Origin of the sequence: Vibrio lamellibrachiae, assembly GCF_050337265.1 — a bacterium.
GTDB classification, from domain to species: domain Bacteria; phylum Pseudomonadota; class Gammaproteobacteria; order Enterobacterales; family Vibrionaceae; genus Vibrio; species Vibrio kyushuensis.
In genome coordinates this window covers 39,980-61,621 of record NZ_JAKJSU010000020.1, presented here as the reverse complement: position 1 = coordinate 61,621, position 21,642 = coordinate 39,980, and the positions used below count along the sequence as shown (strand labels likewise).

Here is a 21,642-nt window from a genome sequence, read left to right as displayed (position 1 = left end):
CCCCTATGTTTTGCCCTCTACCCTAGGCTTTCCCTCTAATACCCCATGTAAATCATAAACATAAAACTTTCTAAAACATTTGCCTTAGCTCTAGTAATCCTAATTGTATAGCTCTACTGTACAGTTTCATTCAGCACTACAGAGAACTAAGACATGCAAGCACTAACACTAACAGCAGTACTAATCCTATCGCTATCAGCAGCATGGCTTACTTCTACAACATCACCACTGTGGGGCTAACGATATGCCTACCATACAAACCATAGGACTATAAACATGAAGACATCACTCACTCTATTACTATTAACCACTGCACTTCCTACTATGGCTCATGATCACCTCTTACCTCAGTGTGCTGCATACGCTTCATACTTTGATAAAGGGTTGAAAGCAGAGCTATGGGCTAAACACTACAGACTACAGACAGAGAAAGGTCTTAAACCTCACAGTGGAGATTACCGCTACTACAGAGGGTATGTATTAGGGAAGTGGGATGGAGTTGAAACTCAATCTTGGCAACAAGTATCAATCGAACTATTCAATGACGTATGTCGTGATGTAGCACCTCATGCTTTCGCACCTAGTAGAGATTAGCAATGGCTATCACTCATAAACAAATGAGAGCCAATCTAGAACAGGCTAGGAGATCATCAAAGGTCTCTTTGTCTGAACTAGACAAGGCTACTGTTAAGAACCTAATCAGGACAGGCACTAGTAAGAAACTTCTATGTAGTGTGTTCGGTCTGACTTACCAAGAACTAAAGGAACTTTGAACCATGATTACTAACATCATTCTACTGGCATCAATGGCAGTACTACTTACTATCGGTTCAATACCTGTAATGGTTTATCACCAATACAAGAGAAGGGATAAACCATTGGTAAGTTCATTCAATATCATTATGACTATCATCGTCACAGCTCTATTGATGACAGGCTTAGATCTACTTCCATATCACGGTAACTTCGATCTACCATATAAAGGGTTGTAACTATGACTATCAATTACATCTACTGTGAGCACCAGTTTGAAGAGACTCATACAGGGGACATGGTTTGCATTCACTGTCATGCACCGTACTAGCCTATGAGATACGCACTCTTATTTGCGTTAATGATGGTGAGCATACCGTTCACCTTCATGCACCTTTATCTACATATTTATACGTATTAGGAACTATGAACCATGAAAGCACTAACAACCTTATTGCTGTTAGCTCTACCGTTTACTGCTACCGCTTCAAATGTATTCGAGAATGATATTACAAATCTTCTATGTACTCAGGCTTCAGGTAATCATCAGATACTTCTGGATTATAAGAAGGATGAGACTGTGACGTTATCAATACCTTCACGTGAGTCAAAAGTACGTGAAGTGGTGGATACATCCATGACTACCGATACAGCTTTCATCTATACCAAACCTGTAATCATTCCTAAAGAAGGGGAAGACGTTAAGGAGTACACAACCTTAATACTATTCAGTGATCGTAGCGGTAGCACTATTACAACACTTGTTAATAACCGAACAGGTATTTATATAGATCGAGATATTATGTCTTACACGCTGTCTACTGATTACAAATGTAATTGATCTAACACTAGCCAAGGACGGTTATAGGAGCTGAACCAATGAAACCTTACCCAAGAGTAACAGCAACAATCACCAAGTCCGTCAACATACGCCAAGCATTAGAACTCAAAGGTAACAACGTCAAGTTTACCTGCCTATGTGGACGAGAGGTTATTCCTCGTAATGCAGGGAGTGACGGGCAACGTGCTCACTATGTACATGTGGAAGGTTCTAAGCCTTGTGACATTCTTAGGCATTACAAGAGATGAACCATAAAGAAGAAGCGGTAGACATCTACCTCAATCAGAATGAGTCAGCAGCACAGACTATAGAGATTATCCAAGCACTCCTAAATAAGGAATCACCTACAGCATTAGCCAAGAGGTTAGGGGTACAACGAACATGGATTTATCAGGTAAAGGCTAAGTACTTACCCAAATGACAATAACCCTCTTCGGAGGGTTTTTTGTTGGATGTTAACTAAATCTGTTGTTAATCGTTTACTGGTCACTCATTTAACCTAAATTCTGTGGATAAGTGGGACTTGGTTGTTCTTCTTTGTAACTATCACCCATTGGGCAACCCCAAGGGTTGGGCGTTTATGATCTCTCTTCTTCCCCCATTTATTGATCAAAGTGTTGATTTGGCACCCCAGTTAGTGGTTCTTGTTTCAATCATATTATTGTTTGAATTTATCTGTATGACTCTCTATGCCACTGGCGGTAAAGGCCTTAAACGTATGCTTGGTCACTCAAAAAATGTGAGGCTAATGAATCGAATAGCGGGCTCACTAATGATGGGTGTAGCTATTTGGCTATTGGCAAGTTGAGTATGCTAAGTAGAGTAAAAGCTGCTATCGCAGAGACTCTAGATTTTCAATCTAGGTTATGGGTTGTGAATGTCTTTACTGGCGACAACAAAGGCGAGTCGTTTGTTGTCAATGAAGACGGTTTTAATGAACCGCTTCAATGGATGAAAAGAAAAGGTTATAGCACGTTAATGCTAGAGCAGGTTGATGACATGAGACGATCGCAAGTTATTGAGTTTGAACTTGAGTCAGTTAAGCATCGCCTAATGAGGGTAAAATAGGGCAATTAGGGTTGTTGGTAATGATAATCAATTGCGGTTGTGGTGGTTTAACTCTATTCTAGGCTCTTCTTCAGTCAGCCTATATCTACCTCTATGTCGTCAGAACTGCCACAAGACTTGTCTCAGCATCAAACCCATAATCAGTTGTTTGAGTATTCAAAACAGATAACACCGTATCTTTCAGGAAAGTTAGAGGCGTTGCCTGAGAATCCCAAAACACACGGTATTCTGCATTTTGACTATGAGTGCAGTGAGCTGATTCGTAAACTTTATGATGAGCTTGCTGAGCAAAATCCAGAGGCGGGCAGTGCGTATTGGTTAACAAGAACGTGGGACTTACTCTGCTGGCAACCTGTCTATCTCTCGTTTGTTTCTATCTACGCTTGTCACGCGCTACCTGATATCAAAAAAATTGCCCAATTTGTTCAAAGTGGTTTTATTGCGGGTTATCAATTTGAATTACCAGACCATATCCATGGAGTTGAAACGCATTTAATCGAGTCTGCGGGACAACAGTTACAAGAACTGTTTAATTTCTATCGTAGTGAAATGAGTGAATGGACCAGAATTCGCCCCGGTTTTACCAATCGACTTTTCGCTGATGGTTTACTTAGCTGTATCATAAAATTGCAAGCGTTCGTACCTGAATTGCCTAATCAATATCTCCTTGAACAAGCAAAGCTTTGGCTCCGTGCATGTAACCTTCCAGAAAAACTTCTTCAATCGTTATCCGTTGATTCTGAATCTAATCAACTCAAACTAGTACGTACGAGTTGCTGTTTAGTCTACAAATGTGAGGGCCGAAAGCTCTGCGCAGACTGTCCACGTGAACCTAAAAATAAAAAGCTAATTATTCGCTAATTCTTAGCCTTGATTTGTCTTTCAAATCTTTAGTCATTTAATTATGTAGTTATTTAGCTTTATCGCTTTCAAGCACATTAGCGCTCGGGCGTAGTAGCCAAGCGATAAACATAATGGTTGCGGAAAGTAAAATACAGATAACGACCGGATAGGTAGGATCCAGTGTTGAAGTGAAAGCGAGTAAAGAAGCCACACCATAACCCAATGTATGCGACATCGATATGTAGCCAGCGGTGATCCCTGGGCTACTGAGGTTCGCGTGAGACGCCATTGCGGTATAAGCCGGTACAAGAAGAGCAGCACCGCACGAGCTAATGGCCATGCCGATTGGGAATAACCAAATATTCTCACTTAAATAGACGACGAAGCCGAAGGTTAAATACGTCGCTCCCACCTTAAATATCAACATTAGATCGAGTTTCTTTTTCTTAATCACGAGTAGTTGAGTAAGAAGGGTGACCGCTGCGCTTATTGTCAGTAAAACACCAATCGCATCACTGATCTTAGTAATCGGCCACTCTGTTATTGAACCGATTAGTGGTGAGAAGCTGTATTGAAGCAGAGCAATGACGGCGCAGAGTAACAATCCGGACATAAGGAAAGGCCAGATAGAAAATAGAGAGGTCCATGGGGAGGTCGATGCGTTCGAGTCACCTGAAACCTGTGCAGGGTGAATATCGGACTTATTGCTTTCTACTTGGCTGCTCTCTTCTTGGTTTTTTTCTAGATCGGGGTTGGGTAACAAGCTTGCTATCACTAACGCTATCAAAGGAAAGCCAATCATAATGAAAAGTGGCGCATAGACATTCACTTTGAGCAAAAGAATGGACAGTATTGGTCCGGCTAATCGGCCCGTACTTAAACCGATACTGACCGAAGTGATGGCCTGCAATCGATTTTCTGAGCCACACAATATGATCGCCCAATGTTGGCTGGCGGGTACCATGCCTGCAACGGTACAGCCATAAATAATTCTAGCTAATACCAACCCAGCGAGCCAGTAATGAGCGATAGCAGGTGCTTGTTCACTCAAGACCGTAAATAGCAGTAACAGAGCAAAACTGATGCTCATTCCAATTAACGCTTGAATAACCACGTATTTGGGACCATTGCGATCACTGAAGCGACCCCAAAATGGCGCAGAAGGGAGAAAAAGAAAACTGCCGATCGCGATAACAACGGACCAGACGGGTAAAGAGAAAGCCGAATGCTCAACCAGAAATGGCAAGGAAACTAGCAAACCGTTTTGACCAATTCCCATTAACGCTGAGATCAGAGCAATGGTACTTAACTGAATGTTTTTATTTTTTATTTCCGTAGGACTTATCATTAATATTTCGTATGGATATTACTAATAGAATGATCATCCTAGCAATGATTAATACATATGAAAATCATTATCATTAGCGTTCGTATGTGGTAAGGTTCACGCACTTCTCGTTCTTAACTATTTTTGCCTTCATGTACCAATTACTCGATACGTCGTTTGAAATCGATGGAAATAATATTCTTCAATCAACCAATTTGACCTTCCAAACTGGAAAAGTAACGACCTTGCTTGGCCATAATGGTTGCGGAAAGTCGACGCTGATTAAACTGCTTAGTCGCCAAAACAGCCCTGCCAGTGGAAAAGTGCTGTTAAACGGTGAGAATGTTGCCGACCTAACTAGCCAGCAGTTCGCACTGAACGTCGCTTATCTCCCTCAGCACCCACCGATCACTGATGGTGTAACCGTAAGAGAACTGGTCTGTTTTGGTCGTTATCCGTGGAAAGGCGCATTTGGTCGTTACAGTCAGAAAGATCATCAACTGGTGGATGAAGCGATTGAGAAAGTAGGACTTACGACATTTTCAGATCGGTTTGTTGCCACGTTATCTGGTGGTGAAAGGCAGCGCGCTTGGGTCGCGATGTTATTAGCACAACAGAGTCAATGTATTGTGCTGGATGAGCCAACTTCCGCATTAGACGTTGCCCATCAATATGAATTGCTGGCACTTATTCGAGAGCTTAACCAAACATTGGGCCTGACGGTCATTATGGTTCTGCATGACATTAATATGGCGGCCAAGTTTAGCGATCATCTTGTTGCACTTCATTCTGGAAGAGTGATTGCTGAAGGGACACCTGAAGAGTTCATGACCCCCGAAGTTTTACATCAAATCTATGGAATGGAACTGGCGCTGTTTCAGCATCCAGAAACGGGTCAGTCGATTAGCTATATCCCTTAGTGATTTTCTAGCCATAAAAAGTAATAGCCACCATAGGTGATCCCTAACAATATTTTGGATATCAACAATAAGGAATAAGGTTGTGAAAAAGATATTCGCTCTACTGTCTATTTTCTGCGTAGCGTCGGTTCAGGCTATCGAGATAAAACATTTATTAGGCAAAGAGGTGTTTGAACAAACGCCAATCAAAGTAGTCACCCTAGATTGGGCACTGACCGAGACGGTCTTGAGTTTAGGGGTGATACCGCAAGGCGTTGCTAATGTTAAGGGGTATCAAAACTGGGTAAGTAAGCCGGAATTAAGTGACTCAGTCACCGATGTTGGCTCACGTAGAGAGCCCAATCTAGAGTTATTGAGCGAGCTTAAACCTGACGTGATTTTGATCAGTGAGGATATGGCACCGGCTCACCGCCAACTTCAAAAAATTGCACCGACCTTGGTTTTTAGTATTTATAGCGACAGAAAAGCCCCACTTGCTGCGGCAAAGCAGGTGACGTCGCAGCTCGGTTTGTTACTAGACAAGCAAGAACAAGCGACTCGTGTCATAGAGCAAACTGATCAGCTGCTTGCGGAAAATGGCAACAAGATTAAGCAAAGCCAATTGGTTAGTCAGGATCTTTTGTTTGTACGTTTTATTAATGACAAAACGGTACGTGTTCACAGTAAAGGCTCGTTGGCTCAATCGACGATTCAAGGGATGGGGCTAACAAATTCATGGCAAGAAAAAACCAATCTGTGGGGATTCACTACGGCTGGTATTGAGAAGCTTGCTGAGCATCAAGAGAGCAATGTCATGATCTTTGGTCCATTGAAAGCGGATCAACGTGCCCAATTACAGAAATCTCCCTTATGGCAAGCGATGAAATTTACACGAACAGACTCTGTCTATGAGCTGCCGCCAATTTGGACATTTGGTGGTTTGATTGCTGCGCAGCGATTCAGTGACAGTATTACGAAACAATTACTAAATAACGAATGAATACAGAAGTATTAGAAAAACCAAAAATGAAGAGTCATAACAGAGGGCTCGCCGTTGTCGCACTCTTTGGCGTTGTTCTGGCTCTCATTCAATGGACAGTGCCGTATTCTCAAGGCTTTGGCTTACTATGGCAAACGGCCTTTCATTATGATTCGACGAACTATCAGCATCTTATCGTTAATCTCACGTATCTTCCTCGTTTGACGATAGCCATTTTGTGTGGCTTTTCATTGGCGGTGGCAGGTTGTGTTATGCAGTTTGTTTTGCGTAACCCAATTGCATCTCCAACGACTCTTGGCGTTGCTGCAGGGGCTGAATTGGGGATGATACTGGGCATATTGCTGATTCCTGCTAACTTAACCCTAATTGGTAGCCAATTTATTCCTGCGTTTCTAGGTGGGTGTTTAGCAACAGCGTTGGTTTTTGTGTTATCGGCAAAGCGAGGGTTTTCGCCCGTTCACATGGTATTGGCTGGCATGGTGATTAGCCTGTTCTTTGGTTCACTCAATACCATGCTGTTGCTGCTAAACGAACAGCATCTGACCAGTGTCTTTGTATGGGGTGCCGGCACCCTGAATCAAAATGGTTGGTCGAGTGTCACGACACTGCTACCGCTGATTATAGTTCCTTTGACTTTACTATTGCTACTCGAGCGTCCGTTGTCAGCGTTACAGCTTGGCGATGGTGTTGCCAACTCTATTGGAGTTAATGTTAAAGCCATTAAAGTAACGTGTTTAGTCTTAGCAATCTCTATCACCGCCGCAGTGGTGAGTGAAGTTGGTTTGATTGGCTTTGTCGGTATTGTTGCACCTGCACTAGTTCGCATGCTTAGGGTGCGAAGGCTTCGTTATCAAATCGTAGCTAGCGGTGCTATTGGTTCACTCATGCTATTGATTGCTGACCTGATCATTCAGCCATTTTCGGGTGTCGGTGGAGAAATGCTGCCTACCGGAGCCATGACCGCGTTAATCGGTGCGCCTTTCTTGCTTTGGTTATTAAATCGTAAAGTGATGCAGTCCGATCTCAAGGCTAGAGATGAGTCATTCACACATTACCGCACTCGTCAGTTATCGACAGCGCTTATGGTTCTGCTTCCTTTACTATTTATCGTTTTGGCTTTTGTTTTAGTCGTTGGTAAAGACTCACAAGGCTGGAATATCGCTCGAAGTATGTCGATATTGGAACTGCGCATTCCAAGAGCATCTATTGCCATGCTCGCAGGTGTTGGTCTGGCGATCGCAGGTACGGCCATTCAACGAGTATCGACCAACCCTATGGCCAGCCCTGAGATATTAGGTATTAGTTCGGGTGCAGCGTTAGCCTTAGTACTAGGTGCTGTTCTGGGTATCGCTGTAGATCGACATGAGCAAATGCTATTGGGAACCGCAGGAGCACTGTTTGTCACTAGTATTATTTGGTGGATGGGTAAGAAGCAAAACTTTGCGCCAACACAAATGCTATTAACTGGAATTGCTTTGAGCGCAGGTCTCGATGCATTGTTGCGTATCGCGATGTCGTCTGGGCAAGACAACGTAACGGCACTGATTACATGGCTCTCTGGTTCAACGTATCTGGTCGCAATGTCTGACGTGTATTTACTCCTCATTGGTGTTGTTATTCTTGGATCTGCGGCGTTAGCGGGTCATCGATGGTTTGATCTCATTGGGCTAGGGGAGGTTGGGGCCGCAAGTGTCGGAATAAACTGTCGAAAAGTTAGAGCTTTGCTTTTGCTCCTTGTTGCGGCAATGACAACGCTTTGCACTATCGTGATTGGTCCACTGAGTTTTATCGGGTTGTTAGCACCGCATCTAGCTCGTTCATTACATCAATATAAAGCGTCAAATCAATTGGTCACTGCAAGCCTATTAGGTGGAATATTAATGCTATTAGCTGATTGGCTAGGGCGAACTCTATGGTTCCCATGGCAGTTCCCTGCTGGGTTATTAGCTTCTCTTATCGGTGGCGGCTACTTCCTTTACTTGATGAGGAAGTAACTAGATGTAGCTCTATATAGCTGATAACAAATGTATTAAAGCCAGTTGGATTGAAGAATTCAGCTGGCTTTTTCTTTGCCGGTTTATTGTGCTTATTTCTTAGGCCGTAAAATTCATTTCATACAAATAGTTACAAATAATGATGGTAATGGAGTGGCGAATGAGTATGATTATCATCCGCAAGTGCGGTGGTCATATTTAATAATAAGAGAAAAATAATGAAAGTTAACAAAGGAAAGTTTCAACTGTCTTTAATTTCAGTTGCGTTAGCGTCAGCAACAAGCTTTGTACCTTCACTCGTCCAAGCTGAAGAGTACACAACAACCCAAGAAAAAATGGTCGTTGTTTCAAGCCGAACTCCGAAAGCGATCAGCGAAATTCCAGGTACAGTTTGGTATATCGATGCTGAACAGATTGAGCAGGAATATCGTGGTGGTAAAAATCTAGATGAAATCCTAGCAGCAACGATTCCGTCTCTTGACGTAAGTAGTGGTGGTCGTACTCACTCAGGTCAGAATCTACGTGGTCGCAGCATCATGGTTATGATTGATGGCGTATCGCTGCAATCAGTCCGTTCAATTAGTCGTCAATTAGATTCGATTGACCCATTCAACATTGAGCGCATTGAAGTACTGTCGGGTGCGAGTTCTGTTTATGGCGCGGGTGCGAGTGGCGGTGTGATCAACATTATCACTAAGAAAGCCGTTGGTGGAGAGCTAGAGTTCGAAACTTATGTAGGTGGAACGTCTGGCTTTAATGGTAGCGAAGACTTTGACTACAAGCTTGCGCAATCAATCTCGGGCGGAAATGAGAAAGTACAAGGTCGTGCATCTGTGGCCTATACAAGCACTCAGGCTTACTACGATGCCAATGGTGATATGGTCACTCCAGATATTACCCAAGGCTCGACTCAGTTTAATGAAACGATTGATCTACTAGGTAACGTGCAGATCAATTTAGCTGAGAATCAGAACCTACAATTACTGGCTCAATATTACGATAGCCAGCAAGATACTCCTTACGGCCTCTATTTTGAAAAAGATGCCGATGGTAACTTCCAATTCGTTGACGTGCGTGAAGGCTATGCTGCGGATCGCCAACAAGGTACAGAACGTGTCATGTTAAGTGCGGTGTACAACAACACTGATTTCCTTAATCATCAGTTGATTACAGAGCTATCTTACCGTTCTGAAGAGCATACGTTTATGCCGTACACTTCAGCGGGTAGATCAACGTTAGCAACCAGCTCTTCTAAGCAAAGCACTGACATTATTTCACTTAAAGCGGCGCTGAATAAGTCGTTTAATGCCCTTAACCTGACCTACGGGGTTGATGGCTTTATCGATAGCTTCGATAGTGACAATGCGTTGTATGACCAATCCATAACAGAAGGCTCTGGTGGTCTAGTTAACCAAATCGATGAAATGGCTGGTCGTTACCCTGGTGTTGATACTCAAGCACTTGCTGGTTTCCTACAGGCTGAATACGCATTGACTGATGATTGGACTTTGCAAGGCGGTTACCGCTACCAGTATATGAACACTGAGATCTCTGACTTCCAAAAAGACTCGAGTTCAGACTTTGTTCCAGGCGGCGAAACCGATTACTCAGAAAGCCTATTCAATATAGGTACGATTTATCAGCTATCTTTGGCATCTCAGGCATGGGCAAACTTCTCACAAGGTTTCGACTTAGCAAACCCAGCCAAATACTACGGTAAAGATGCCAGTGTTAATGTTAATGATACCAAGCTAGAAGGCATCAAAACAGACAGCTACGAGTTAGGTTACCGATATGACCATAACGAGCTTTCATTCCAAACCGCAGCATACTACTCGTATTCAGACGGTTCTGTTGAGTATGCAGATGATCAATCGATTAAAGGTATCTCTAACCCGATTCGTGTTTACGGCGCTGAAGCGCAAGTATCATATTGGGTAATGGATAACCTACAGCTTGGTGCGTCTGGTCACTATGTTGTCTCTGAAGAAGAGGGTGATAACGGTTGGGAAGACTACGAAGCAATGAGCGCAAGTACGTCTAAGGCGAGTACTTGGGTGGGTTGGTACGAATCTGACTACAGTGTGAAGCTACAAAGCCTAACAGCGTTTGATTATGAAGATGCAGACAGCCGTAAGATTGAAGGCTATACCGTTGTAGATCTAATTGGTAGCTACCAGCTTCCTGTGGGTAGCCTAGGCTTTGGTATCAAGAACTTATTTGATGAAAGTTACCAAACAACTTGGAGCCAACGTGCAACGTACTGGTACGGTGATTCAGACATGTTTAATTACCAAGGTCGCGGCCGAACTTACACGCTAAACTACCAAGTAAAATACTAACGACTCGTTATTTAATTGAATAACGATGTCTTTATTGTTTACCTAGTTGGTTGACGATAACTAATTAAAAAGGGACCTGATGGTCCTTTTTTATTAAATTCTATTTCATCTTTTTCGTTTGACTGTTCTCAATACTAAAAAGGGCATACCTCTCTAAACTGAGTAATTATTGTTGATGAAATTGCGTCTTCGTTTGGCGATCCCCCTGTAGCCCCCATTATTTTAAACAAATTAAGACTACCCTATTGCCAACAGGTGGCGTTTACTGAGATTATTTTGCATAGATATTCAACATTCGTCTTATAGGCAGGGAGCTTATGAAACCTCAAATTAAACCTCAGAACCCAAACTTCTCTTCTGGACCTTGTGCTAAACGCCCAGGCTATGACATCTCTAAACTTGATATATCAACATTAGGTCGCTCGCATCGCAGCGCTATTGGCAAGGCAGCATTAGCTGAATCTATTGATAGAACTAAAGAACTGTTAGGTATTCCAGACGATTACCGTGTGGGTATCGTGCCTGCGTCTGACACTGGCGCGATGGAGATGGTGATGTGGTCGGCTTTAGGTCAGCGCGCAGTCGATGTGTTTCACTGGGAATCATTTGGTTCAGGATGGCTAGCTGATATCACTAAACAGCTTAAATTAGACAATGTGAATTCGTATCCAGCTGAATACGGAGAGCTTCCTGACTTTACACAAGCAAACTTTAATAATGACATCATCTTCACTTGGAATGGCACAACGTCTGGTGTGAAAGTTCCGAACGGCGATTGGATTAGCGATGATCGTGAAGGGTTGACCATTTGTGATGCTACTTCTGCAGTCTTCGCAATGGAGATGCCGTGGAACAAGCTTGATGTTGTGACCTTTAGCTGGCAGAAAGTACTCGGCGGTGAAGGAGCACACGGTATTATAGTGCTAAGCCCAAGTGCAGTGGCGCGATTAGAATCTTATACGCCACCTTGGCCGTTACCAAAAATTTTCCGTATGACCAGCGGCGGAAAACTAATTGAAGGTATCTTTAAAGGCGCGACAATCAACACACCGTCGATGTTATGTGTTGCCGATTACCTTGATGCGCTCAATTGGATTGAGAAAATCGGTGGTGTGAACGCTGCTATTGAAAAATCTCAAGACAACCTTTCTGTACTGACTAACTTTGTCGAGTCGAGAGATTGGATTCATTTTCTTGCGAAAAACAAAAGTGAGCGCTCCAATACCAGTGTCTGTTTTAAGCTCGATGTTAATGCTGATCAGCTAAAGGATATGATTAAACGGCTTGATAGCGAAGGCGTCGCTTACGACATTGGAGCCTATAAAGATGCGCCATCTGGTCTTAGAATCTGGGCTGGGGCAACGGTTGATGCGATTAACTTAGAAACGCTACTACCGTGGTTAGACTGGGCGTACGCAGAAGTCACCAAATAAAAATAGAAGCATCTGGCTTTATTTAACGAATAAGTCAGTTGCTTTGTTGTCTCTAGCGCAACATAAAATGGCTAGTAGTGAGACAGGTTAAGTGACTGATAAGTAGAAATGGAATTTCAACTTAAGGTGAAACACATATGAAACTGATCAAAACCTACAATGCTATCTCGGCCAAAGGGCTCGATATTTTCCCAAGGGAGCACTACGAAGTATCGAGTGAGTGCAGCCATCCTGATGCAATTTTACTTCGCAGCCAAAAACTTCATGAAGAGCCGATTTGCGATGGCGTGAAGGCTATCGCTCGTTGCGGTGCTGGGGTAAACAATATTCCAATTGATAAATGCACAGAGCAGGGGATAGTTGTATTCAATACACCAGGGCCAAATGCAAACGCGGTAAAGGAGTTGGTTCTTACCGGGTTACTACTGGCCTCTCGCGATATTAATGAAGGCATTGCTTATTCAGAAAGCTTGACGGATATGACCGATGCAGACGCAATGGATAAGCTGCTTGAGAAAGAGAAAAAGCGCTTTGCAGGCTCTGAAATTAAAGGCAAGACGTTAGGTGTTATCGGGCTAGGTGCCATTGGAGCATCGGTTGCGAATACTGCGATAGATCTTGGAATGAAAGTGATTGGTTTTGATTCTGCATTGAGTGTCGAAGCGGCATGGCGATTATCGAGTGATATAGAACGTGCAGAGAATCTGCAATCATTAGTTGCGAAGTGTGATTTTGTCACAGTGCACGTGCCAGCGCTTAAGGCAACGTTAGGTCTTATAAACAGTGAGGTTCTTGCTTCTGCAAAGCCAGGGATGGTGCTGTTAAACTTCGCACGAAAAGAGATTGTTGATACCGATGCCGCGATCACCGCACTTGAAAAAGGATACTTGAGCAAATATGTCTCTGACTTCCCAACCCCATCATTGTTGGGTCGAGATAATGTCATATTGATGCCTCATATCGGTGCATCAACTTCAGAAGCTGAAGAGAACTGCGCCATCATGGCCGCAGAGCAGCTCATTGATTTTTTAGAGAACGGCAACATTACCAATTCAGTTAACTTCCCTATTATTAAACTAGAACGTACCGAGGGCTATCGAATTACCTTCGCGAATGACAACGTCCCTAAAGTACTTGGGCAGGTGCTTTCAATGCTAGCTGATTTGAATATTAATGTGCTTGATATGCTCAATAAGAGCCGTAACGAGGTGGCCTATACAATTCTTGATGTCGAGCAAGAGCCTACGCCTGAATTGTTAGCAGCCCTAAGTGAAGTGGAGCATGTATTCAATGTACGTGCTTTATAAATGGTCTTAAACGCCTTTAAGCTTTAGTACGGTATTGATAAGAATCAGAATAATAGTCAAAGATAAGTCAGTAAAGCCATTATGAGAGGCTAATAAACATTGAACCCCATCAGTGTATATTGGCCTCTGATAAATATATCCCTTCTTAGCGCGACGTTTCGAGTTGCTCTTTAAATAATTACTCTTTAAATAGTTACTTGGTTGATTGACGTCGGTCTGGCATCATGCCCCCAAGATCGCTGTGGTCAATAAATAGTACAAAGAGTGTGAAGGTAGTCAGTGGTAGAAAACAGTCAACAATTAAGTAACAGTTACGACGAACAAGGTTATTTTGTTATCAGAAATTACTTCGATGAAACTCAGATTTCATCGCTTAGACAAGTAATATTGAAATTTCATGAATTATGGAAAACTGACAACGAAGAGTTCTATCAAGAAGAAGCGTTTAACTCGTCTTTAATTACGGGAAGCGAGTATTTACCCAATGACGATAGAGCGAGACTTTTTGACTTCATCAGCTCAAAGAAAATCATGGACGTGGTTGATGCAGTGATACCAAATAAGCCAGCGTTCATGAATACGCAGTTGTTCTTCAACCCTGTGAATCCACAACAAAAAGACTTCTGGCATCGTGACTGTCAATATGACTATGACATTGAAGACCAGATGAAAGTAATACTAGAAACGCAAGTGCTACATCTTCGTATCCCCTTATTTGATGAACCCGGTATGGAAATCGTACCCGGAACGCATAAGCGGTGGGACAACGAAGAAGAGTACAATGTTCGCCAAGAAGTGAACGGAAAAGTAAGCAGTGATGACATCTCTGGTGGTAAACAGATTGCGTTATCGGCGGGTGACTTATTAGTGTTTTCTGCAGACATGATCCATCGAGGTTTATACGGATTGGAGCGTTTGGCGCTAGATATTTTAATTTTTGATTCTGCGGCTGATTACGTTGACTACGTCGATGACGATTGCTTACCCACTCAATCCATCCTGAATAAAATGGCTGACCCTAGATTATTTATGAACACGTTGCATCTTAAGTCGACGGCTTGTTCTCAATAAACTGTGGCGCGATGTTGAATTCGAGCATCTAGGCTCACAAAGTCCCCTTAAGAAGTGCTCTGAATATTATTGGTACAGATCTGTATTTGGATAGTACTTTGCTAACATATTAATACGCACTTTGTCATATATGGTATTAAACAGAAAGGCGTACACTAATAGTATGATCATCAACCCTGATTTTAGTGATAGGGACGCTAATAGTGATATGTTGAGAAACCAAGCGATTGAAGGAACGGTAACCGCAACAACGCCGAGTATAAAAAATAGCGTATGGAATGCTCGATATAGCAGTGATGTTTGTTTTTTCTTAGCATCAAAAAATCGGTCAAACAGTAAATTATAGATAACATTCCAAATCATGACGTAAATGCTAATACAAACACTAATTATGAACATGCTTTTTACTTCGACCTTAGCGAAATAGACGGCCAGAGGAATGACAATCATAATTGCTAAAGTTTCAAATAATACAGCATGGAAAATACGTTCTTTCAGCGTCATAAATATACTCTTTTTCTGGCCTGTAACTTAAGAAGGTGGCCATAAGAATGGCCACCAAGTTTGGAGAGCTAAGTTACTCTCCGGCGCTCATTTTGACTAAATTGAGCTACAAAGGAGGGGGAATCCCTTTGATTCTTTAAGCTGGTATGCTTTTCATTTTACCAGCCATAATTTCTGCAAGAGGGCCTAGAACAACTTGTAGATTCTTTTCTCCTACTTTTACTACTCCTTTTGCTCCCAATTGCTTTAATGTGCTTTCGTCAACTAGGCTTGGATCAATAAGCGTCAAGCGTAGGCGAGTAATACATGCATCAATGGACTCTAAGTTAGATTTACCACCCAATGCCAATAAGTACTGTTGGGCTAACTCGTCTTCATTTTCTGACGCGACAACGGTTATTTCTTGCTCGTCTTCTCTACCTGGTGTCTTAATATCAAAACGTTTGATGGCAAACATGAATAGAGTGTAATAAACAAACGCAAAGGCTAAGCTGAGTGGTATGAGCATCCATGCATTATTCGCAGCTGGCGCATTGAAGAATATAAAGTAATCAATTAGTCCAGAAGAGAAGCCAAATGACATGTGAATATCAAGTGCGGCGGCGACAACTAATGCTAGACCGGTCAGTACCGCGTGGAATAAGTACAAAACAGGAGCTAGGAACATAAATGTATATTCGATAGGCTCTGTAATACCGGTCAAAAACGCTGTGAATGCGATACTAGCTAACATGCCTCCAACGGCTGCTTTTTTATCTTTATGTGCGCATTGGTAGATGGCTAAACAAGCTGCAGGTAAAGCAAATAGAGTCACTACATAGTAACCTGACAGCATAAGTCCTGCCGATGGGTCGCCAGCAGCAAAACGTAACATTTCACCCGTCACTCCTTCATATTCGCCCATACCAAACCAAACGATTGAATTCAAAATATGGTGTAAACCAATAGGCAATAGCATCCTATTAACGAAGCCATATCCAAATTTACCTCCAACATCACTCTCTAGCATCCAGTTGCTCATGGTGTCGATACCTGCACTGACAGTTGGCCATACAACACTCATGATGAGAGCTATAACTAATGCACTAACACCGGTGACAATAGGAACAAATCGCTTTCCAGCAAAGAACCCTAAAAACTCAGGAAGACGAATAGTATGGAAGCGACGATATAACTCACCGGCTGTTACACCCATGATGACGCCACCAAAGACACCTAAATTTAGGCTTGGATCTAAAACAGCAAGAGCCGCGGTTAGTACAAAGTAGCCAACAATACCTGCAATGGCCCCTGCTGCATCATTATCTTTATTCAAACCGGCAGCAAGGGCTGCAGCGAACAAGAGTGGCAATTGGCTAAAAATGGCATTACCTGCTTCTGCGATGAAAGGGATATCTAATACGTCAGGTTGTCCTAAGCGTAACAAAATTCCTGCAATGGGAAGGGTGGCAATGGGCAACATCAAGGCTTTCCCTAGTCTTTGTAGATAACCTAGTACATTCATTGAATTCTCCAAATATTAATAAATCAGATAAAAGTAATTGCATTCATTATTACGGATGTTTAACCTCCATAAAAATTACTATCCATCGATAGGAACGATATGTTGAACTTGGAACAACTACTCTCTTTTACTGCTACGGTAAAAGCGGGGTCTTTTTCTAGAGCAGCTCGTGAGCTGGGGAAGGCGCAATCTACGATCAGTCAAAATATAATTAATATGGAAATTGACTGTAATCAGACGTTATTTGACAGAAGTGGTCGCTATCCTCAATTGACAGAAGCAGGAATGAACTTGTTGCCATATGCGTCAGCTGTTGTAGAGCAACACCGCCGTTTAGAGATACAATTAGACGCTCTTAATGCAAACGAATCAGAGAAAGTTACCATTGCATTAGATGAAGGAGCTCCTTATTCGAAACTCGCAACATTACTTCCCCAGTTAGTTACGAACTATCCTCATTTGCAGCTAGAAGTACTTATTGCGAATAGTCATGATGTGTTAGAGCTAGTAGCCAATGATCGTGCGCAGATAGGAGTCGTATTTAGTCAGTACTTACAGCCCAATAAAATGAGCTCTGAGAATATAGGGTCAATTAAGTTTGAAGCGTATGTGAGCCCTGAACACCCCTTAGCTATGGGGGCTCAGCTTACTAAGGACTCATTAAAGCTTCATCGACAATTGAAAATAGAGCCTAAAAATAAGTCAAATGAGGTTAGACAGTTATTCCTTTCTCCTGATATCTGGTATGCCGATAACTACTATGTACTTTTAGAAATGGCTAAGGCCTCATTAGGTTGGACCATTTTACCGTCCCCGATAGCTAAATCAGCGATTGAAGAAGGAAAGTTAGTCCCTTTAGTTTTAGAGCATGAACATCTCGGGTGGATTGAAAGTGTTGATATCATTCAAAATGTAGGTGTCATTGATAATCTATTTACTTCTGTTAGAGAAATATTGAAGTTGATGATCATTCAAGACTGTAGTTAGTCTTTTTAGACTCCAAAAATTAGAATAAATAGATTAAGTCAATGACGATGAAGTGTAAAACTCGAATAGATTCGCTCGTAATAGGGTATTTTCGTATTAGAAAGTAGCACAGACGATCTCTTGGCGATGGCTTTGATCTTATTGTAAATCATAAAATTAAAGCCCTATAAGTAATGTAGGGCTATATTTCGGTTCAATCAGCATGCATGATATTACTCTGACTTAGTGAGCTTTCTCACCACTTCCGCCACTCGCTTACCAAGGTACTGTGCTCAAATAAGCCAGCGTTCATGAATACACAGCTGTTCTTCAACCCAGTGAATTCACAACGAAAAGACTTCTGGCATCTAGACTGCCAATATGACTATGATATTAAAGACCCGATGAAAGTAATACTAGAAACGCAAGTGTTGCATCTTCGTATCCCCTTATTTGATGAGCCCGGTATGGAGATCATACCCGGAACGCATAAGCAGTGATGCCATCTTTGGTGGTAAGCAGATTGCATTAGCGGCGGGTGACTTGTTAGTTTTTTCAGCAAACATGATCCATAGAGGTCTATACAGATTGGATCGTTTGGCTTTGGATATTTTAATTTTTGATTCTTCGGCTGATTACGTTGACTACGTCGATTGTTTACCTACTCAATCAATCTTGAATAATATTGCCGACCCTAGATTATTTATGAACACGTTGCATCTTAATTCGACGGCTTGTTCTCAATAAACTGTGGTTGGGTGACTCCGATTAAGAAATAATAATCCTGCTATTGGAAACCGTGGTTACGACTCGGCAAGAGGATAGTGAACAGCCTGTAGGTTGGGCATTTAAATGAGCATTATTTCGTTTTTCTCACCCATCTAATGGAGGAAATGAATCCCTCTCATGAAGCTGAAACCACTTAAATGCAAATGTGACGGTTGAGAAAGTGAGGCATTCAATCCGTGATTTAGGCATCTCATTAGCCGATTGGCTTTAAGTAAACACAAGTCAGTACAGTTGAAAAACAATTGTACTGACCAGCGTCGAATATGACTTAGTACTTAGCTTGATAACGCACCAGTTCCCGCAGTAAGAACCCCTATCAACATTTGCGATTTCGACGTGATGTTTATATCACCATGAATAGCTTTAAATTCTTCATGCGCTATCTGACTATTTTCAGCTTCCACAATATCACCTATCAGCTCAAATCCTTGCTCTTTGAGTTGTTCATTCTCTGTTGAAAATGATGGGGTGTTTGTATCTAAATGCAATAAAATCTTGTCTTTTTTGTAAAATTGAAACGTAGCCATATTTATGTCCTTAATGATTATTTATTGATCGATATCATTGTAATTAATGGAACATTCGATATCAATAATCTTTTGGCATGAAAATGTGTCCAAATGTTTAACTCTATTTCATCGACTCGGCTGAGCATGAAATGAGGGCGAGACATTAGGAAATATAAGTCTATTTAGGATAGTACGGGTGATGAGTTCAGGCTTTTCTAACAAACGTCGGGGCTCTTTCGATCTAGAAAGTGCCAACGAAAAGTTTTTACCTAGCTTTAGGGTTGAGTTTTTTTACTAGCTTGGCCACTCGCTTTCCAAGGTACTCTGCTGTAGCAAGATCGGAAAGATGCACTATGCCATCACTACCTTGAGATACCACTCCCGTTTGCGTACCTAAGCGGTTTAACCCTTGTTCACCTGAGTTAGTGATTTGATCTAATCCTAGCCAAATCATACCGTGCTGATTGGCTAACGTTTGGATGTATTGAAGCGTGCAAGATTGGTCACCGTTTAGTGCACCGCCACTGGTAAATCCTGCTGCGACTTTGTCCGCCCATTTCTGGTAACACCAAGAGTCACTGCTCGCGTCGGCAAACGCTTTAAATTGTGCTGCTACGCTTCCCATGTAAGTTGGAGAGCCGAAGATGATAGCGTCACAACTGGCCAGCTTTTCCATTAGGCTTGGATTAACGAAGCGGCCTTCGACAATCTCTTTCCCTTGAATTCTGTGAGATAAAATTTTTACGTTACCTTGTTGTTCTATTCCTGAGGCTATAGCTTCAGCAATTTGGCCTGTGATGTCAGTTTGAGTGAAGTAGATGATAGCGATCTTAGACAAAATAATTTCCTTTCAATGAGTTGTAATACGCTGAGAGAGTAAGGTTAAAACCTCAATCTAGGTTTAGGTCAACAACAATTTTGAAACCAAAAATCGAAGTGTAAATTTTTATCGCCAATGTGCGAAAAGAAGAAGGTAGATAGCAATTCCTTTAGAGTTTGCTCGTCGGCTCTAACTGTTTCTATACTTAGGGTGGGTCTTAAAAAGAGGGAGTGATGTATGACTATTGCAGCCCGGTTCGACCAATATTTGACAGATCATGATATTGATTTCCAGACTGTCCATCATGAGCACAGCCGTAGTTCGATAAATACAGGTTCGACGGCAGGTATTCCTTTAATGCACTTGGCGAAAGGGGTAGTACTAGAAGATCATGAAGGACATCATGTCATGGCCGTTTTACCTTCCAACAACAAAATTAGCTTATCGAAGATGAATGATGCGTTAAATGCGAGCTTTCATTTGGTGAAGGAACAGCAGGTTTACCGAATGTTTGAAGATTGTGATAATGGAGCGGTTTCTCCTGTGGGCAATGCGTACCACATGTCTACAGTGTGCGATGAAGCGCTTACCCAGCTGGACTCTGTATATATTGAAGCGGGGCACCATGAAACTTTGCTAAAACTGGATCAAGAATCCTTTAAAAATCTGATGGCTGAAAATAAGTGCTTCCGGTTCAGTAGCCAGATTTTTCATTAAAGTTTTTGCACAAGGTTTAAATTGATGCAAAGCACCTATGGTTATTGGTTCCATAGGTGCTTTTTAAAGCCAGTAGAGTTGAAAATTATTCTTTCCTTACAATCTAGGTCACAGACATCGCTTCCAATTTATTAGATAACAGCATCGCCATTCAACGGAAGTGGCTGGCTATTGTATTAGTGATATTGATAGGGAATAAGAATGAAAATAGGAATACTAGCCGCAGGTGATACGCCGACAATTCTAAAAGAAAAATACCAAAGCTTTGCGGATATGACTGCGGATATGATTCGTTCTTATCTGCCACAGGCTAAGTTTGAATATTTTGATGTCAAAGGGGGACAATTCCCCGAGAAACTTGATGAGGTGGTCGCGTGGGTGATCACTGGCTCTGTCCATTGTGCGAATGAAGAGTTGCCATGGATGCTGAAATTAGAAGCTTTAATTAATGAGCTTAATCAAAACAAACAGTGTTTAATCGGCATCTGTTTTGGTCATCAAATCATCGCTAAGGCATTAGGGGGAAGCATCGAGCAGTATGCTGGTGGTTGGGGTGTTGGCTTGCATGAATATCAGTGGAAAAATGACGAACATCAAACCTCATTTTTACCTGCGTTTCACCAAGATCAGGTTGTACAGGCACCAAAGAACGCCAAGGTATTATTGACCTCTTCCTTTTGTAAAAATGCGGCGCTTCTCTACGATCAAAATATATTCACATGTCAATTCCACCCTGAATTTAGCAACGATTTTGAACAAGACCTTCTGAGTCTGTTTCAAGAGAGTACGATTCCAGTGTCGGTCGCAGATAAGGCTCACCGTAGCTTGTCAGAACGGCCTTCTGATAATCCAGTTATTGGCCAATGGATAGGGGAGTTGATCGCTAGTAGAGCAGCGGGTAGTTAACCGAACTGTATAGATTTGTTAACACCTGATCTCCATCGAATACACACTA

The 21,642-nt window shown here is 42.1% G+C and carries 21 protein-coding genes and 2 pseudogenes; 18 read left to right on the top strand and 5 right to left on the bottom strand.

The window, feature by feature from the left end:
* Window positions 1-276: 276 nt before the first annotated feature.
* The 7 genes and pseudogenes from L4C54_RS23475 to L4C54_RS23445 all read left to right on the top strand — a co-directional run bounded on the left by L4C54_RS23475 (window position 277) and on the right by L4C54_RS23445 (window position 3,523).
* A complete protein-coding gene (locus L4C54_RS23475) occupies window positions 277-594 on the top strand; it encodes a hypothetical protein (RefSeq protein WP_428810015.1) in 318 nt (105 codons plus the stop codon).
* Window positions 595-776: 182 nt separating this feature from the next.
* The gene (locus L4C54_RS23470; protein WP_428810014.1) at window positions 777-992 is read left to right on the top strand and encodes a hypothetical protein; all 216 of its coding nucleotides are present in this window, start codon (window positions 777-779) and stop codon (window positions 990-992) included.
* Window positions 993-1,333: 341 nt separating this feature from the next.
* Window positions 1,334-1,594, top strand: a complete 261-nt coding sequence (locus L4C54_RS23465) for a cyclin family protein (protein ID WP_428810013.1) — start codon at window positions 1,334-1,336, stop codon at window positions 1,592-1,594.
* A gap of 38 nt (window positions 1,595-1,632) precedes the next feature.
* Window positions 1,633-1,842, top strand: coding sequence for a hypothetical protein (locus tag L4C54_RS23460; RefSeq protein ID WP_428810012.1), 210 nt, complete (start codon window positions 1,633-1,635; stop codon window positions 1,840-1,842).
* A 266-nt stretch (window positions 1,843-2,108) separates the two neighbouring features.
* Window positions 2,109-2,402, top strand: a pseudogene (locus tag L4C54_RS23455) (LysE family translocator); the annotation flags it as partial.
* A 2-nt stretch (window positions 2,403-2,404) separates the two neighbouring features.
* Window positions 2,405-2,662, top strand: coding sequence for a hypothetical protein (locus tag L4C54_RS23450; protein ID WP_428802191.1), 258 nt, complete (start codon window positions 2,405-2,407; stop codon window positions 2,660-2,662).
* Between the two features lie 117 nt (window positions 2,663-2,779).
* A complete protein-coding gene (locus tag L4C54_RS23445) occupies window positions 2,780-3,523 on the top strand; it encodes a siderophore ferric iron reductase (RefSeq protein ID WP_428810019.1) in 744 nt (247 codons plus the stop codon).
* 49 nt (window positions 3,524-3,572) lie between these two features.
* Here L4C54_RS23445 and L4C54_RS23440 read toward each other — a convergent pair whose 3' ends face one another.
* The gene (locus L4C54_RS23440) at window positions 3,573-4,853 is read right to left on the bottom strand and encodes an MFS transporter (RefSeq protein ID WP_428810011.1); all 1,281 of its coding nucleotides are present in this window, start codon (window positions 4,851-4,853) and stop codon (window positions 3,573-3,575) included.
* 131 nt (window positions 4,854-4,984) lie between these two features.
* Here L4C54_RS23440 and L4C54_RS23435 point away from each other — a divergent pair, with 131 nt between their 5' ends.
* The 7 genes from L4C54_RS23435 (at window position 4,985) to L4C54_RS23405 (ending at window position 14,878) form a co-directional block, all read left to right on the top strand.
* Window positions 4,985-5,752, top strand: coding sequence for an ABC transporter ATP-binding protein (locus L4C54_RS23435; RefSeq protein WP_428810018.1), 768 nt, complete (start codon window positions 4,985-4,987; stop codon window positions 5,750-5,752).
* An 82-nt stretch (window positions 5,753-5,834) separates the two neighbouring features.
* Window positions 5,835-6,731, top strand: a complete 897-nt coding sequence (locus L4C54_RS23430) for an ABC transporter substrate-binding protein (protein ID WP_428810010.1) — start codon at window positions 5,835-5,837, stop codon at window positions 6,729-6,731.
* The gene (gene fhuB / locus L4C54_RS23425; protein WP_428810009.1) at window positions 6,728-8,725 is read left to right on the top strand and encodes a Fe(3+)-hydroxamate ABC transporter permease FhuB; all 1,998 of its coding nucleotides are present in this window, start codon (window positions 6,728-6,730) and stop codon (window positions 8,723-8,725) included. Before L4C54_RS23430 ends, fhuB begins: the two co-directional genes overlap by 4 nt.
* A gap of 218 nt (window positions 8,726-8,943) precedes the next feature.
* Window positions 8,944-11,067 carry a TonB-dependent receptor gene (locus L4C54_RS23420; protein ID WP_428810008.1) on the top strand — a complete coding sequence of 708 codons (2,124 nt, stop codon included), beginning with the start codon at window positions 8,944-8,946 and terminating at the stop codon, window positions 11,065-11,067.
* A 317-nt stretch (window positions 11,068-11,384) separates the two neighbouring features.
* Window positions 11,385-12,500 (top strand): phosphoserine transaminase, encoded by a 1,116-nt coding sequence (locus L4C54_RS23415; RefSeq protein ID WP_428810007.1) that lies wholly within the window; start codon window positions 11,385-11,387, stop codon window positions 12,498-12,500.
* Window positions 12,501-12,637: 137 nt separating this feature from the next.
* Window positions 12,638-13,807: a phosphoglycerate dehydrogenase gene (locus L4C54_RS23410; RefSeq protein ID WP_428810006.1), complete on the top strand. Its 1,170-nt coding sequence runs from the start codon at window positions 12,638-12,640 to the stop codon at window positions 13,805-13,807.
* A 279-nt stretch (window positions 13,808-14,086) separates the two neighbouring features.
* Complete coding sequence (locus L4C54_RS23405) at window positions 14,087-14,878, top strand: phytanoyl-CoA dioxygenase family protein (protein ID WP_428810005.1); 792 nt, start codon at window positions 14,087-14,089, stop codon at window positions 14,876-14,878.
* A gap of 66 nt (window positions 14,879-14,944) precedes the next feature.
* Here the strand turns inward: L4C54_RS23405 and L4C54_RS23400 are convergent, their stop codons facing one another.
* Entirely contained in the window at window positions 14,945-15,382 is a 438-nt protein-coding gene (locus tag L4C54_RS23400; protein ID WP_428810004.1) for a PACE efflux transporter, read from the bottom strand.
* 136 nt (window positions 15,383-15,518) lie between these two features.
* Complete coding sequence (gene nagE / locus L4C54_RS23395) at window positions 15,519-16,886, bottom strand: N-acetylglucosamine-specific PTS transporter subunit IIBC (protein WP_428810003.1); 1,368 nt, start codon at window positions 16,884-16,886, stop codon at window positions 15,519-15,521.
* A 99-nt stretch (window positions 16,887-16,985) separates the two neighbouring features.
* Between nagE and L4C54_RS23390 the strand changes: the two genes are divergently transcribed.
* Both L4C54_RS23390 and L4C54_RS23385 read left to right on the top strand, forming a co-directional pair.
* Entirely contained in the window at window positions 16,986-17,873 is an 888-nt protein-coding gene (locus L4C54_RS23390; RefSeq protein ID WP_428810002.1) for a LysR family transcriptional regulator, read from the top strand.
* 275 nt (window positions 17,874-18,148) lie between these two features.
* Window positions 18,149-18,599: pseudogene (locus L4C54_RS23385) on the top strand (phytanoyl-CoA dioxygenase family protein); the annotation flags it as partial.
* A gap of 317 nt (window positions 18,600-18,916) precedes the next feature.
* Here the strand turns inward: L4C54_RS23385 and L4C54_RS23380 are convergent.
* Window positions 18,917-19,168: a hypothetical protein gene (locus L4C54_RS23380; RefSeq protein WP_428810001.1), complete on the bottom strand. Its 252-nt coding sequence runs from the start codon at window positions 19,166-19,168 to the stop codon at window positions 18,917-18,919.
* Between the two features lie 247 nt (window positions 19,169-19,415).
* Entirely contained in the window at window positions 19,416-19,988 is a 573-nt protein-coding gene (locus L4C54_RS23375) for a flavodoxin family protein (protein WP_428810000.1), read from the bottom strand.
* A 219-nt stretch (window positions 19,989-20,207) separates the two neighbouring features.
* Here L4C54_RS23375 and L4C54_RS23370 point away from each other — a divergent pair, with 219 nt between their 5' ends.
* Window positions 20,208-20,687 (top strand): aminoacyl-tRNA deacylase, encoded by a 480-nt coding sequence (locus tag L4C54_RS23370; protein ID WP_428809999.1) that lies wholly within the window; start codon window positions 20,208-20,210, stop codon window positions 20,685-20,687.
* A 201-nt stretch (window positions 20,688-20,888) separates the two neighbouring features.
* On the top strand, window positions 20,889-21,593 hold the full coding sequence (locus L4C54_RS23365) for a type 1 glutamine amidotransferase (RefSeq protein ID WP_428809998.1): 705 nt from the start codon (window positions 20,889-20,891) through the stop codon (window positions 21,591-21,593).
* Window positions 21,594-21,642 lie beyond the last annotated feature (49 nt).